Raw genomic sequence first — 14,301 nt, forward strand, 5'->3', positions numbered from 1 at the left:
TCCGCGAAGGGTCACCGGGCCAGCCCCAACCCCACCCCCAGTCCCACCAGCACCGACCCGATGGCCCGGTTCAGCGCCTTCTGCGCCTTCAGCATCCGCTCGCGCAGACTGGAGACGGAGAAGAACACCGCCACCGCCCCGAACCACCCCAGGTGCGCCGCCGACATGAACAGCCCGTAGCCGGCCTGCTGCCACAGCGGCGTCCCCGGATCGACCACCTGCGTGAACGTCGACACCACGAACAACGTCGTCTTCGGGTTCAGCACATTGGTCAGGAACCCCGACCGCATCGCCCCCAGCCGGGTCAGCTGCGGCTTCGACTCCAGGTCCACGGTCACCTCCGCCCGCGCCCGGAAGGTCCTTATCCCGATCCACACCAGGTACGCCGCACCCGCCAGCTTGATCACGGTGAACAGCGCGGTGGAGGAGGCGATCAGCAGACCGACCCCCAGCATCGTGTACGAGACGTGGACCAGCACCCCGGCCGCGACCCCGGCGGCGGCGAACAGCCCCGTGGGCCGCCCGTAGAGATAGCTGTTGCGCACCACCATGGCGAAGTCCGCACCCGGACTGATCACGGCGAGCAGGGTGATGACGGCGACTGCGATCACTTCTGTCATACGGCGATGCTCGCCGCCCCCTCCTTCTCGATCAACCCCCTTCCCCCGGGAGACACTTGAGACAAGATCTGCCACGGCCCCTCGCCCTGCGCCCCTTCCACCCGGCCGCCGACGCCCCCGCGCTGCGCAGCCGGATCTCGGGTCCCACCGACCTCATGACCTGGGCCGGTGCGCACTTCCGGCGGCCTTTGGAAGACGCCCAGCTCACCGCGTACGCCGCCGAACCCGGCCGCCGCGTGTGAACCGGGGTGTCCCCGGACGGCACCCCGCTCGGGCACGTATCCCTCGGCTTTTGACGAGCTGGCCCTCCCGGAGATCGGCCTGGGCGTGTGGACGCACAACACGGCGGCGCTGCGCATCTACGAGAAGCTCGGCTTCCGTACGACGGTGACCCCCGAAGCGGTCGATAGGGTCGACGGCGTGCCCTGGAGCGCCCACCAGATGCGCCTCACCGCGTCCGACCGGCGACAATGAAGGCGTGTCCCACAGCCTCCCCCTCCTGCGAGCCGACTGCGCGAACTGCTTCGCACTCTGCTGCGTCGCCCTGCCGTTCGCCAAGTCCACCGACTTCGCGGTGAACAAGCCCGCCGGAACCCCCTGCAAGAACCTCCGGCAGGACTTCCGTTGCGGCATCCACACCCGGCTGCGCGACCAGGGCTTCCCGGGCTGCACCGTCTTCGACTGCTTCGGCGCGGGCCAGCAGGTCTCCCAGGTCACCTTCGGCGGCCGCGACTGGCGCACCCACCCCGAGACCCGCGAGCAGATGTTCGACGTCTTCCCGGTGATGCGACAGCTGCACGAGCTGCTCTTCTACGTGGACCAGGCGCTGGCCCTCCCCGACGCCGCCCCGGTCCATCCCGAGCTGCGGGGCGTGCTCGCCGAGACGGAGGAGTGGACGCGCGCCGACGCCGGCGCCCTCGCGGACCTGGACGTCACGGCCCTGCGCGGACGGATCAACACGCTGCTCCTGAAGACCAGCGAACTGGTCCGCGCCAAAGTCCCGGGCCGCAAGAAGAACCACCGCGGCGCCGACCTGATGGGCGCCCGCCTCTGCGGAGCGAACCTGCGCGGGGCGAACCTCCGCGGCGCCTACCTGATCGCCGCCGACCTCTCCCGCGCCGACCTCCGTAGGGCCGACCTGATCGGCGCGGACCTCCGCGACGCGAACCTGCGCGGCGCTGACCTCCGCGGAGCCGTCTTCCTCACCCAGCCCCAACTGAACGCGGCCCACGGCGACCCCGAAACCCGCATCCCCCCGTCCCTGACCCGCCCCTCCCACTGGACCTGACACCGCTCCCAGCCCGCCCGGCGGGTCCCGGGGCACGAAGCCCCGATCTCAAGCCCGCCGGCCCCCTCAGCCGCAGCCGCTTCCCCCAGACCCGCCGGCGTTCGAGGCGCGGGGGCCCGGGGGCAGCGCCCCCGCGACGGCGCCGCACCCGGCAGAGCAACAGAAGGCCCCCGCATCCGCCGAGGCCCGCAGCATGCGAAGGGTCAGCCGGCCGACCCCGGAATCTCCTTCATCCGGTCGACCACGGTCCGGTTCACCACGGCACTGGTCGACACGACCGTGCCCGGCTTGATCAGCCCCTCCTCACCGGCCTCACCCTGCACCTGGACGACCCGCTCGCCGAGGAACGCGAGCGTCTGCCGGTCGAAGATCCACTCTTCCCGCTGCCCGGTCTTCTCCTCCAGCCGGGCGACCGCGATCCCGTGGCGGCCCGCGGCGTCGACCGCGTCGTCCACGGTCACCACACCGGGGATCTTCGCCGCGGCCTTGTAGAGCGCGGCCGTGAGCTCGGCCGGGGGATAGCTGGCGCGCAGGAGGTCGCCGATCGTGGTGAAGGCCTCCTGATCGGGTCCGGTGCCCATCCCCCGGGTCTCCTCGTAAATCTTCTTCAGGAGCACGTCGGGGTCGGTGGGCAGCCCCGAGAGGTAGTTGTGGGTCGGCGCGTTGAGGTACGGCGTCGGGGTCTCGCCCTTCTCGTCCTTCCCCGCCAGGGTCACACCCGCCGGGCCGGTGTTGCCGGGCTCGATCAGCCAGCCGTCGAGGCCGTCCGGGGAGTTCCACTGGTGGCGCATGTGCAGCTCTTCGCTGACCAGGGTGCTCTTGTCCCCGACGGTCTTCACGTAGGTGGTGGCCGTCTTGCTCCCGATGTAGATGAACTGGTCCGCGCGCACCTTCGGCGCGCCGCCGGTCGTGGCGGCCGCCAGGGAGATGCGGTCCAGGAGCTGCGGCGTGCCCTGGGCGTCGGCGGTGCCGATCCGCGTGGTCATCGCCGGACGCGTGGCCGTCGTGGAGCCGGTTCCGTCCGCGCCGCCCCGGTCCACGTAGGTGAGGAAGCCGGCGGCGAGCGCGCCCGCCAGGGCGAAGGCCCCGGCGGGCACGAGGATCACACTGCGCAGGAAAGAGTTGCGCGCCCTTGTCCTACGAACGGTCGCGGGGCCGGCGTCGGCGGCTCGGAGGTCTTCGTGGATCTGGGCCATCAGTCGCTCCTTGTGGAACTGGTGGCGGCCCGCGGGAAGTTCCCGTTCGGCGAACGGCAGGGGGAGCGAGTTCTCCGCCCGGCCGGCCGGGCGGCGCCGGAAGAGGTCGGCGTTCATCAGATTCCCTCCTGTGCGGACCGGACCGCCTTCGCGCGGTCCTCATATGTCTGTCGGGACCGGGCCGCGAGTTCCCGTCCGTTCTTCTTCAGTTCCGCGTCGGCGAGCCTGCGCAGCTTCGTACGGGCCCGCGACAGCCTGGACCGTACGGTTCCCACCGGAATGCCGAGGACCCGGGCGGCTTCGGCGTACTCAAGGCCCTCGCACAGGCACAGCAGCAGGACTTCACGCTCGGGCCGGCGCAGTGCGCTCAACTGCGTCAGCGTGGCCGCGATCTGCAGCCGGTCGTCCAGCCGCCCGGCCACCTCGTCGGCGTGATCGGGCACGGCCGCGGAACCGGCCGCCGCCGCGGCCACCGCGGCGGCGGCCCGGAAGCGGCGGTTGCTGCGGCAGTGGTTGCGGGCGATGTTGGTGGTGATCCCCAGGAGCCAGGGCCGGAGGGAGCCGCCCTCGGGATCGACGGTGCCGCGCAGCCGCCACGCCTCCAGGAAGGCCGCCGACATGACGTCCTCCGCGACGGCCCAGTCCCCGGTCATCCGGAAGGCATGGTTGTAGAGGGTGCGGGAGTAGCTGTCGAACAGCTCCGCATAGGCGTCCGGATCACCGGACCGCACCCGGGCTCGCATCTCTGTGGTCACTCCTGTCGGCTGTCCGGCACCCCGGACGCAGTTCCCGTGACCCGCGTCACAGCCGCCGGACCGCGGCCCGTACGGGCGTGTTCTTCTCCGACGGTGGCACCGGCCCGCTCGCCGTCATGCGCGAGAACGGCCGTGAGATCCAGTTGAGCCGCCGGGCAAGCTGCCCGCACCGAAGCTCTCCGGGACACCGCCGTGTTCCGGGAAGTGCTGCCGGGCGTCGACCTCGCGGCCCAGGAGCAGCACCCTACGAACCACACGCCGGCCGACCGCCCCCAGGCCCGGGCGGGGCACGCCACAACCAGGCCGCCACCCCGGCGCCCCGCGATCACCCGCCCGCAGCCCGGCGGCCAAGCCCCCACGCCATCACACAGCCGTTCCCCTCCCCACCCGCGCCAGAAAGCCCCGCACGGCGGCGAAGTACCCCTCCGGGTCCCCCACCCGCACCGCGTGCCCCGCCGGCAACTCCACCAGCCGCACCCCCGCCCTCCGCACCGTCATCTCCCGCGCGTGCTCCGCCGACAGCACCCCGCTCCGGTCCCCCCGCACCAGCAGCGTCGGCGTCCGCACCCGCAGCCAGTCCCCCCAGTGGTCACCGTTCAGCCCCTGCTGGGACTCGACCATGTCCTCCACCTCGAACGCGGCCCCCCACCCGTCCGGGTACTCCCTGACCGCCCCCTCCAGATACGGCGCGGAACTCCCCACCCCCGCCAGGAACCCGGCCCGGGTCGTGGCCCGCCGCGGCCAGGACCGCGCGAACGACAGGTCGCCGTCGACCACCGCCCCGATGTCCTCGACCACCACCGCCCGCACGAGGTCCGGCCGCCGCGCAGCCAGCTGATAGGCGTTGACCCCGCCCAGCGAATGCCCCAGTACCACCGCCGGCCCCAGCCCCACGTGCTCCAGCAGCGCGGCCGCGTCCGCGACGTACCCCTCCCGCGTGTACTCCCCCGCCCGGTCGGAATCCCCCTGCCCGCGCTGGTCCAGGGCGATCACCCGCCACGCGGGGCCCACCTCGCGGGCCAGCCGCTCGAAGTCCGCCCCCGAGCCGAAGTGCCCGTGCAGCGCCAGCAGCGGCGCCCCCGGCCCGCCGAAATCCGTATAGGCCAGGCGCCGCCCGTCCCGCGCCACCATCACCCCGGGCAGCGGCCCCAGCTTGTCGATCACGCGCTGCCGCAGCAGCTGGTACTCCTCCCACCGCCGCTTCAGCCGCCCGCCCGGCCGCTTCACCGACCGCCCGGGCGTGACCGTCTCACCCCGCCGGAACTGCTCCCGCGTCAGATCGACGCGGATGCCCCCGGGCAGCAGGTTCCACCAGTGGTAGCCCTCCTGCCGCCCCTCGTGGAACACCTCCCCCAGCACCAGGTCCCCGCCCACGAGGTCCTGCACGACCAGGGCCGTGATGTCACATTGCCCCCAGGCCGGATTCTCCGGAGTCCAGGGCACCCGGCTGATGTCGGCCGGCTCGGCGGTCTCGGCGGACCATCCCGCCCGAATGGCCGCCTCGAGATCAGCAAGAGTCCAGGTAGTCGTCATCCCCTCAGCGTGCCGCACCCCACTGACAACGCGGCGCCTTCACGGATTGATGACCGCGGCCCGACCCCGGGTCCAGGTCAGCGCCAGTGTGCACGAGGTCTCGAAGACGGCCCCGGCCGTGGTGAGCACCTTCACGCAGACCCGGTCGGCGACCTTGACGGCCGCCCCGCAGGCGTTCCGCGGATACCCCGGCGTCTGCCGGTTGCTGGTCAGGTCCTTCCATGCACAGGCACCGGTCGGCCTCCGGTAGCCGACGTACGTCCGGCCCCGGCTCAGCGCCGCGCTGTACTCGGCACCCGACATCGACCCCGGCACCCCGGCCGTGTCGATGTCCACTCACGGCCCCGGCGGCCCCGGCGGCCCTGCCTGACCCCGCTCGGCCTTCGGTGTCGTCCCCCCGCGCTGCGCGGGACAGACCGTACCCCGGCCACCCGGCGCCCCCGTCCGCTTGCCCTTCGCGGCAGCGGACCCGGTCTTCCCGCACACCCCGACCGGGCCCGTGCGCCGAACCGCCCTGCACGCGGAACCCATCGATCGCTCCCTGCGTCGTCCTACCTGACGACGTGGAGCTTCACCCGCAAAACGGCGTACAGATGGAATACTGACGGAATGTCGGACTTATGTCAGCGGCTCGGCCCAACGACACGCGACCCGCTGCTCCGAACGGCGGCCCCTCGCCCCGCCCCCCGTACGCCGAGAGGACAATCATTGCCCGGCGTCACCCCCCGTGATACACAGAGTGACCGCACGTTCTTGCGGATGGACGGCAGCCCGGCCCAGGTCAGAGCGCGGAAGCCGGTCGCGGGCCGCGAGATCGGGTAAAGAGAGCCGACAAGTCGACGACGGCGGCGGTTTCATCAGCGAAGATAGTGCGTGGCCCCTGCCGTCGGGCAGCGGGCCTCCGGAACTACCCATACAGGGGCGGTGAGTTACATGATCCTGGCAGCCGAAAAGGGCGACATCACCACCATCATCGGCGGAATCGCCCCGAACTGGGGGCCGTTCGGCAGTCTCGGCAACGAAGCGAAGGTCATGATCGAGGTGGTCATGGCCGTGGCGATCCTCCTCTGCCTCGGCATCGCCATCTGGGGCGCGGCCAAACAGCGCATCGGCGCGACCGCCCTGCGCGACACGTTCAGCGCGGAACAGGGCAAGGGCCTGATCGTGGCCGGCCTCACGGGCGTCTTCATCATCGGCTCCCTCGGCACGCTCTTCACGATCGTCTACGGAATGGCCGTCTAGCCCGACCGACCACCGGTGGCCCCGACCTGATGAGGACTCACCACACCGCATCCACGCGGGAACCAGCGCTACCGTCGTACGACGCGGAGGGGGCGGAAACGGAATGAGCAACGACGACCAGTACGGCGGCGCCGACTACGGCGAGGTCGGCGGCACGGGCCAGACCCGCACCCGCCTCCCGGACGCCCCCGCCGACCCGTACGGCCCCGCCCGCCGCACCTCCCGCGCCTCCCGCAGCCTGGTCACCGTGGTCGGCGTGGTGGTCCTCCTGATCGCCGCCATCGCGTTCGCGAACCAGGCCCCGGACACCCCCGACGCCAAACCCTCGGACGACACCCCGTCCGCCACCTCCACCACCCCCACCGGCACCGATCCCGTGAAGGGCAGGCACGGCGGCCTGCCTTCCGGCTTCGCCCAGGACCAGCAGGGTGCGCAGTCGGCCGCAGCCAACTACGCGGTGGCACTGGGCTCTGACGGCATGTTCAACCCTGCGCGGCGCCACTCGATCGTGGACGCCATGGCGGACGAGAACAGCCGCACAAGACTCCAGGCGGCCTTCGACGCGGACTATTCGGCGGGCCTGCTCGCCCAGATCGGCCTCACCAAGGACGGCTTGGCGCCGACCGGCGCCACTTTCGTCAACCGCACCGTCCCGGCCGGAGCAAAGGTGAAGAACTTCTCCGGTGGGTCCGCGTCAGTCGATGTGTGGTGCATCGGCATGTTCGGCTTGACCGGGGACAAGTCCACGCGCCCCGTCACCAGCAGCTGGTTCACGATCTCAATGGCCCTCAAGTGGAACGGATCGGACTGGAAGGTGGTCGAAACCTCGCAGAAGGACGGCCCCACACCGGTCACCGGTGACGTCCCCGTCTCCACCTCCGACGAGATCGGCAGCGCGGTCACCGAATTCGGAGGGTTCACCTATGCCCGGTAGCAACCGGCCCTCGCTCCGAAGGATCAGCGCGATCACCGCTGCTGTCCAGACCGCGGTCGTTCTCTTCGCGGCGCGGGCGATGGCCGCGCCGGACCCGACGCCGACTCCTGCGCCGAGCGCGAGCAAGGACCCCTGCTCACTGATCGCCGGTCCTGCCAGGGAATACTGCGAGCGTGGCGAAGGCGGCGGAGCCCCCCGCACCGGCCTCGCGCCCAGCGACCCGGCCGACGCCCTCAACCCCCTCGCCTCCCTCGCCAAGGGCTGCGCCGACGCCGCAGCCTGGATCGTCACCAAGCTCAGCGAAGCGGTCAAGGGCAGCGCCAACGTCGACTTCACCAACGCCACCTTCCTCAAGCAGTACGCCGTCGTCTTCGCCGCATCCACCATCCTCACGCTCGTCCTGTGGCTCTTCGCCGTCGCCAAGCGAGCCGTCCGCGGCGTCCCCCTCACCACCGCCATCTCCGAAGCCATCGGCTTCCTCTGGCTCACCGTCCTGGCCTCCGCGTTCACCCCCCTGATCCTCTACACCGTCGTCTCCGCCACCGACGGCGTCACCGAGGTCATCGCCTCCGCCACCGGCGGCCAGACCGACGTCTTCTTCGGCTCCTTCTCCGAAGCCCTCAAAAAGGGCGACGACATCGGCGGCGGCCCGATCATGCTGATCGTCGTCGCCCTCGTCACCGTTCTCGCCGCCGGCATCCTCTTCCTCGAACTCTTCATCCGGGCCGCCCTCCTCTACGTGGGCGCCCTCCTCGGCGTCGTCGTCTACTCCGGGCTCGTCGACCGCAACCTCTGGGGCCACGTCCGCCGCTGGGCCGGCATCATGATCGCCGTCATCCTCGTGAAGCCGGTCATCGTCATCGTCCTCGGCCTCGCCGGAGCCCTCACCGGCGAACAAGGGCCCAACGCCTTCTCCGCCGTCGTCACCGGCCTCTCCATCATCCTCCTGGCGATCTTCGCCTCGGCGATGATCTACCGCTTCGTCCCCGGCTTCGGCGACGAGATCGCCTCCGCCCGCGCGGGCCGCAGCAAGGCCACCGACGGAGCCCAGGCCGCCGCCGTCATCAGCTCCCCGGCCTCCCTCGTCTCCCAGGGCATCAAGACCCACAGCAGCCGCGGCGCCCACCGCGGAGGCGACGGCGGCGGCAGCGCGCCCCGCCCCGCCAACCCCCTCTCCGGAGGCGTGGCCGCCCACAGCAGCCGCCCCACCTCCGGCGGCGGGGCCGGCGGCGGATCTGTCCCCTCCGCCGCACCCCCGCCCCGCACGAGCTCGAGCACGAGGAACACAGGAGGTGACGGGCGTTGACGACCCAGTCCCACCAGCTGCACCCGGTCGCGCCCCGCCGCACGTATCTCATCGGCCGCGCCCGGCCGAACGCGATCGTCGGCAAGAACCGCGAGACCGGCGAGATCGCCCTCATCATCACCGGGGCGTTCTTCGGCATGATGAGCGGACTGCTCGTCCCCGACCTCACCCTGCGCATCGTCAGTCTCGTCGGCTTCCCGCTCCTCGCGCTCGCCGCCGTCTACGTCCCGTACAAGGGCCGCACCTTCTACCGCTGGTTCGAGATCAGCCGCAGCTACAAGCGCATTCTGCGCCGCGGCACCACCTACCGCTCCGGCGCCATGGAAGCCGGCATCCGCGCCGCCGACGGCCGCGAGGTCGAAGTCGGCCCGCCCCCCGGCATCGGCCGCATCAACTGGCTCGCCGCCCCCTTCGGCCCCGACGAGATCGCCGTACTCCTCCACGCCGACCGCCGCACCGTCACCGCCGCCATCGAAATCGAGGGCCCCGGCGTAGGCCTGCGCGACAGCGAGGACCAAGAAGCCCTCGTCGACCGCTTCGGCACCCTGCTCAAGCACGTCGCCAACGGCGACGGCTTCGTCACCCGCCTCCAGATGCTCGCCCGCACCCTGCCCGCCGACCCCGACGCCCACGCCAAGGACGTCGCCCAACGCGGTGACACCCGGGCCCCCGTCTGGCTGCGCGACTCCTACGACCAGCTCCAGTCGATGGTGTCCACCTCCTCCGAACAGCACCGCGCGTACCTCGTCGCCTGCATGCACTACACCCGCGACCTGGCCGCCGAAGCCGTCACCATCGCCCGCGCGACCACCCCCCACAAGGGCCGCAAGCTCGACCGCGACGCCGGCCTCGCCATCGTCATGGCCCGCGAGCTCACCGACATCTGCGCCCGCCTCGCCGAAGCCGACATCCGCGTCCGCCAGCCCCTCGGCCAGGGCCGCCTCGCCTCCCTCGTGCACTCCATGTACGACCCGGACCACCCCATCGACCACATCCAGGCCATGACCAAACGCAACGCCTGGCCGGCCGAGCTCGACGCGGTGGAACCCACCTTCCTCCAGGCCAAGACCCGCGAGTCCTCCACCCGCGCCCCCTGGTGCCACGCCACCGCCTGGGTCAAGGAATGGCCCATGACCCCCGTCGGCGTGAACTTCCTCGCCCCGCTCCTCGTCCACACCCCCGACGTCATCCGCACCGTCGCCGTCACCATGGACCTGGAACCCACCGAGGTCGCCATCGAGCGCATGCTCACCGAGAAGACCAACGACGAGGCCGACGCCTCCCGCGCCGCCAAGATGAACCGCACCGTCGACCCCCGCGACATCGCCGCCCACGGCAGGCTCGACCAGAGGGGTGAAGATCTCGCCAGCGGCGCTGCCGGAGTCAACCTGGTCGGGTACATCACGGTGTCCTCGCGTTCACCGGAGGCCCTCGCCCGCGACAAGCGGACCATCCGCGCCTCGGCCGGCAAGTCCTACCTGAAGCTGGAATGGTGCGACCGCGAGCACCACCGCGCCTTCGTCAACACCCTGCCGTTCGCCACCGGCATCCGACGCTAGCTGGAGGGAAGACCCGCCCATGCGAGATCCCATGACAGCGCTCACGGACGCCTTCACCAGCTTCCTCTTCGGCAAAGTCGAAACCACGCGCCTGCCCGTACGCACCTCCACCGGGCAGGCGCAAGCCGTCTACCTCCCCACCGCCGCCCCCGGCCTCGGCGACTCCGGCGTCATCATCGGCCGCGAGGTCTACAGCGGCAAGGGCTACATCTACGACCCCTTCCAGCTGTACGGACAGCAGCTCCCCGCCCCCCACTGGCTGGTCCTCGGCGAATCCGGCAACGGCAAGTCCGCCCTGGAGAAGACCTACGTCCTGCGCCAGCTCCGCTTCAAAGACCGCCAGGTCGTCGTCCTCGACGCCCAGGGCGAAGACGGCGTCGGCGAATGGAACCTCATCGCCCAGCAGCTGGGGATAACCCCCATCCGCCTGGACCCCATCGCCGCCAACGACTCCGGGATCCGCCTCAACCCCCTCGACCCGGCCATCACCGCGACCGGCCAGCTCGCCCTGCTCCGGACCATCATCGAAGTCGCCATGGGCCACGGCCTCGACGAACGCGCCGGCTTCGCCCTGAAGGTCGCCCACGCCTACGTCGTCGACACCATCCGCGACCGCCAGCCCGTCCTCACCGACATCGTCGAGCAACTGCGCCACCCCGAAGCCGAATCCGCGCTCGCCATGAACGTCGACATAGACGATGTCCGGGCCTGGGGCCTCGACGTCGCGCTCGTCATCGACCGCCTCGTCGACGGCGACCTGCGCGGCATGTTCGACGGCCCCACGACCGTCGGCATCGACCTCGACGCCCCACTGATCGTCTTCGACCTCTCCCACATCGACCGCAACTCCATCGCCATGCCCATCCTCATGGCGATCGTCGGTGTCTGGCTGGAGCACACCTGGATCCGGCCCGACCGCAAGAAGCGCATCTTCCTCGTCGAAGAGGCCTGGCACATCATCAACAGCCCCTTCGTCGCACAGCTGTTCCAGCGCCTCCTGAAGTTCGGCCGCCGCCTCGGCCTGTCCTTCGTCGCCGTCGTCCACCACCTCTCCGACGTCGTCGACGGCGCCGCCGCACGCGAAGCCGCGGCCATCCTCAAGATGGCCTCCACCCGCACGATCTACGCCCAGAAAGCCGACGAGGCCCGCGCCACGGGCCGCGTACTCGGCCTGCCCCGCTGGGCCGTCGAGATCATCCCCACCCTCACCCCGGGCATCGCCGTCTGGGACGTCAACGGCAACGTCCAGGTCGTCAAACACCTGATCACCGAAGCCGAACGCCCCCTGGTCTTCACCGACCGCGCCATGACCGAGTCCTCCACCCCGCCCCGCCTCCCCGCCGACCTCCTCGCCGCCGAACTGGAAGCGGAGGAACGCGCCCTGTCCATCGAACGCAGCCGCGGCAGCGGCAGCCCCGGATCCGCGACCACGGTGGCCTGACCATGCACGACGCACGACGTACGGATCCCTCCGCGCGCGGCGGCGGCGTCCCGGACGGCCTGCTGGTCGCCCTCCTGGCCTTCCTCCTCGGCCTGGCCGTCCTCGTCTGGACGGCCACCGGCTTGGCCGCGCTCTTCGCCAAGGGCTCCTGGCCCGCAACCGTCACCTTCACCCGCACCCCGGCGGCCGTCCGCGCCCTGATAGCGCAGCCCCACGACCTCCCGGGAGCCTGGCAGGACACCGACCCGGCGGCCCTCTCCGGCTGGGGCCTCTTCTGGGGCCTGTTCGTCAGCCAGCTGCTGATCCTCTTCGTCCTGACGGTCTTCGCGATCGGCGTGGTGGCCCGCACCAAGTCCCGCCGCGCCCTGGCGAAGCAGCCGGCTCCAGCCCCCGCACCGGCGCCGGCCGATCCCGCCCCGCCCGTGCCCCGTCCGGCCACGCCGGCGTTCGAGGCGCGGGGGCCCGGGAGCAGCGCCCCCGGCAGCCTCCTCGCCTCATCCGTTCCCGTTCCCGCCCCGGCCGTTCCCGCCCCGGCGGCGCCCGCCGATCCAGCCCCGCCGGCATTCGAGGCACGGGAGTCCGGGGGCAGCGCCCCCGGCAACCCCCACCACGACGCCTACCGCTACGGCTTCGGCTACGCCCCCGCGCACGGGCCGGCAACCACCACCGTCACCCCTGCACCGACCCCCGCCCCGCACGGGCTCATGTACGGCGGCCCCGACGACCGCCTGCGCGCCGCAGCCCAGCGCATCGGCGAGGCGGAGGGCGCCGCCCTGGTCGTGACGTCCTCCCCCACCCTCTGGACCGAGACCAAGGACGCCCGCGCCAAACTCGGCCCGGTGCTCCTCTACGACCCCTCCCACTTGTGCGACACCCCGGCCCGCATGCACTGGAACCCCGCCGACGGCTGCGCCGACCGTGATACCGCCGCCGCCCGCGCGATCGCCCTGCTGGCGCCCGTACGCCCACAGGCCCGGATGGACGAAGCCGTGGCCGACACCGCCGAGACACTCCTGCGCAGCTGGCTCCAGGCCGCCGCCCTCGATGACCGCCCGTTCAAGCAGCTCCACCGCTGGGCCCAGGGCAACAGCGGCCAGGACCCCGTACGCATCCTGCGCACCCACCCCCAGGCCGCCGCGGGCGCGGCGGGCGAACTGGAGAGTGCCCTCACCGCGCACCCGGAACGCCGCGAGCTCGCCCTGAACCTGACGGCCCGTGCCCTCTCCTGCCTGACCTCGATCCACATCCGCGAGGCCTGCAATCCGAACCGAACAGATGCCCTCACCTTGGCATCGTTCGTCGCCGAAGGGGGAACCCTTTACCTGGTGGGTGAAGCTCTGGAGGATCCCCGCACCCACCCGGGTGCGATGCCGTTGCTGACCGCACTCGCCTCTCACGTGGTCGAGCACGGCCGTCGCGTGGCCGCACGGTCATCCCACGGTCGGCTCGACCCACCACTGTCCCTCGTGCTGGACGACGTGGCAGCCGTGGCCCCGATCCCCCAGCTCCCCGAGCTGCTGACCGGGGACACGCTCCCCCTCCTCGCCCTGTGCCGCAGCCGCGAACAGGCCCGCTCCCGCTGGCCCGGAGCCGGCCTCTAGCCTGCGGGCCGCCGGAGCACGTACTCCAGCTCCATGGCACCCGGGTTCCCCGGCACCGGTATCACGACGCCGGTCGGCTCGAAGCCGTACTTCCGGTAGAAGGCGCCGGCCCGGCCGTTGTCCTCGTGCACGAAGAGCCGTACGCGCTCCAGGACCGGCTCCTGCAGCGCCCAGGCCCAGTCCAGGGCGGCCGCGAAAAGGGCCTCCGTCAGCCCGGTCCCGCGCTGCTCGGGCCGTACGAACACCCCGACCACATGGCCCTGCGTCCGCTCGACGTCCTGATCGAAGAAGTCGACGGTCCCGCCCTCCTCGACGAGCACGGTCACCGAGCCGTCCCACCGCCCGTCGGCGGCCTCGGCAACGAACTGCCGGGCCGCCCGACCGTGCGACGCCCCCTCGGCCCGCCCCTGCCAGAACTCGTCGGGGTGCCCCTCGGCCTGCTCGACCGTCTCGAGGAAAGCGACCGGAGCCGCTGGGTCCTTAAGCCCGACGATCCGCAGTTCCTTGACCTTCTCCCATTCATCGGCGCGCACCGCACGTATCACATGCTGGAGTTCGTTCATGACCGGTGATCCTAACCGTGCAGCGGTCGGCCGGGAGAGCGCGCGGTGACGTGGGCGATGACTCTGATGTGCGGATTCATGGATGAAGTCTCGCTGATGGGAGGACGGCGTGTACCGCTCCCAGTTCGTCACGGCCACGGGCCACGGCAGCAGTCACACCACCCCTGAAACGCAGAAAAGCCCCGCACCAGAAGGTGCGGGGCTTTCCCACAATGATTGTTCGGCGGCGTCCTACTCTCCCACAGGGTCCCCCCTGCAGTACC

At 71.4% G+C, this 14,301-nt stretch carries 15 protein-coding genes; 9 read left to right on the top strand and 6 right to left on the bottom strand.

Annotated elements, in window-relative coordinates:
- Positions 1–11: 11 nt before the first annotated feature.
- Positions 12–620: a LysE family translocator gene (locus ACZ3X1_RS33270; RefSeq protein WP_356814837.1), complete on the bottom strand. Its 609-nt coding sequence runs from the start codon at positions 618–620 to the stop codon at positions 12–14.
- Between the two features lie 56 nt (positions 621–676).
- Here ACZ3X1_RS33270 and ACZ3X1_RS33275 point away from each other — a divergent pair, with 56 nt between their 5' ends.
- The 3 genes from ACZ3X1_RS33275 to ACZ3X1_RS33285 all read left to right on the top strand — a co-directional run bounded on the left by ACZ3X1_RS33275 (position 677) and on the right by ACZ3X1_RS33285 (position 1,908).
- Entirely contained in the window at positions 677–862 is a 186-nt protein-coding gene (locus ACZ3X1_RS33275; protein WP_356814836.1) for a KH domain-containing protein, read from the top strand.
- An 85-nt stretch (positions 863–947) separates the two neighbouring features.
- Complete coding sequence (locus tag ACZ3X1_RS33280) at positions 948–1,094, top strand: GNAT family N-acetyltransferase (protein WP_356814835.1); 147 nt, start codon at positions 948–950, stop codon at positions 1,092–1,094.
- Between the two features lie 4 nt (positions 1,095–1,098).
- Positions 1,099–1,908: a pentapeptide repeat-containing protein gene (locus ACZ3X1_RS33285; protein ID WP_356814834.1), complete on the top strand. Its 810-nt coding sequence runs from the start codon at positions 1,099–1,101 to the stop codon at positions 1,906–1,908.
- Positions 1,909–2,111: 203 nt separating this feature from the next.
- On the opposite strand, the gene ACZ3X1_RS33290 is transcribed toward ACZ3X1_RS33285, so the two are convergent.
- The 4 genes from ACZ3X1_RS33290 to ACZ3X1_RS33305 all read right to left on the bottom strand — a co-directional run bounded on the left by ACZ3X1_RS33290 (position 2,112) and on the right by ACZ3X1_RS33305 (position 5,728).
- On the bottom strand, positions 2,112–3,221 hold the full coding sequence (locus ACZ3X1_RS33290) for a CU044_5270 family protein (RefSeq protein WP_467282688.1): 1,110 nt from the start codon (positions 3,219–3,221) through the stop codon (positions 2,112–2,114).
- Positions 3,221–3,847 carry an RNA polymerase sigma factor gene (locus tag ACZ3X1_RS33295; protein WP_362635520.1) on the bottom strand — a complete coding sequence of 209 codons (627 nt, stop codon included), beginning with the start codon at positions 3,845–3,847 and terminating at the stop codon, positions 3,221–3,223. The genes ACZ3X1_RS33290 and ACZ3X1_RS33295 overlap by 1 nt, the downstream gene beginning before the upstream one ends.
- Before the next feature lie 375 nt (positions 3,848–4,222).
- The gene (locus ACZ3X1_RS33300; RefSeq protein WP_356814832.1) at positions 4,223–5,392 is read right to left on the bottom strand and encodes an alpha/beta fold hydrolase; all 1,170 of its coding nucleotides are present in this window, start codon (positions 5,390–5,392) and stop codon (positions 4,223–4,225) included.
- Positions 5,393–5,431: 39 nt separating this feature from the next.
- On the bottom strand, positions 5,432–5,728 hold the full coding sequence (locus tag ACZ3X1_RS33305; RefSeq protein ID WP_467282691.1) for a hypothetical protein: 297 nt from the start codon (positions 5,726–5,728) through the stop codon (positions 5,432–5,434).
- A 597-nt stretch (positions 5,729–6,325) separates the two neighbouring features.
- On the opposite strand from ACZ3X1_RS33305, the gene ACZ3X1_RS33310 reads away from it, so the two are divergent.
- From ACZ3X1_RS33310 to ACZ3X1_RS33335, 6 genes are all read left to right on the top strand, one after another.
- A complete protein-coding gene (locus ACZ3X1_RS33310) occupies positions 6,326–6,634 on the top strand; it encodes a hypothetical protein (RefSeq protein WP_008742356.1) in 309 nt (102 codons plus the stop codon).
- A 103-nt stretch (positions 6,635–6,737) separates the two neighbouring features.
- Positions 6,738–7,568: a hypothetical protein gene (locus tag ACZ3X1_RS33315; RefSeq protein WP_467282693.1), complete on the top strand. Its 831-nt coding sequence runs from the start codon at positions 6,738–6,740 to the stop codon at positions 7,566–7,568.
- Positions 7,558–8,874, top strand: a complete 1,317-nt coding sequence (locus ACZ3X1_RS33320; protein ID WP_467282695.1) for a hypothetical protein — start codon at positions 7,558–7,560, stop codon at positions 8,872–8,874. Before ACZ3X1_RS33315 ends, ACZ3X1_RS33320 begins: the two co-directional genes overlap by 11 nt.
- Complete coding sequence (locus ACZ3X1_RS33325) at positions 8,871–10,433, top strand: SCO6880 family protein (RefSeq protein WP_362635507.1); 1,563 nt, start codon at positions 8,871–8,873, stop codon at positions 10,431–10,433. Before ACZ3X1_RS33320 ends, ACZ3X1_RS33325 begins: the two co-directional genes overlap by 4 nt.
- A 19-nt stretch (positions 10,434–10,452) precedes the next feature.
- A complete protein-coding gene (locus ACZ3X1_RS33330) occupies positions 10,453–11,874 on the top strand; it encodes an ATP-binding protein (protein WP_030659121.1) in 1,422 nt (473 codons plus the stop codon).
- Positions 11,875–11,876: 2 nt separating this feature from the next.
- Positions 11,877–13,475, top strand: a complete 1,599-nt coding sequence (locus ACZ3X1_RS33335; RefSeq protein ID WP_467282701.1) for a P-loop NTPase family protein — start codon at positions 11,877–11,879, stop codon at positions 13,473–13,475.
- Here ACZ3X1_RS33335 and ACZ3X1_RS33340 read toward each other — a convergent pair.
- Positions 13,472–14,038 carry a GNAT family N-acetyltransferase gene (locus ACZ3X1_RS33340; protein ID WP_467282704.1) on the bottom strand — a complete coding sequence of 189 codons (567 nt, stop codon included), beginning with the start codon at positions 14,036–14,038 and terminating at the stop codon, positions 13,472–13,474. The two genes, ACZ3X1_RS33335 and ACZ3X1_RS33340, sit on opposite strands and share 4 nt — an antisense overlap.
- Positions 14,039–14,301: the final 263 nt, after the last annotated feature.

The sequence above is a fragment of the Streptomyces sp. NPDC023541 genome (assembly GCF_055559995.1).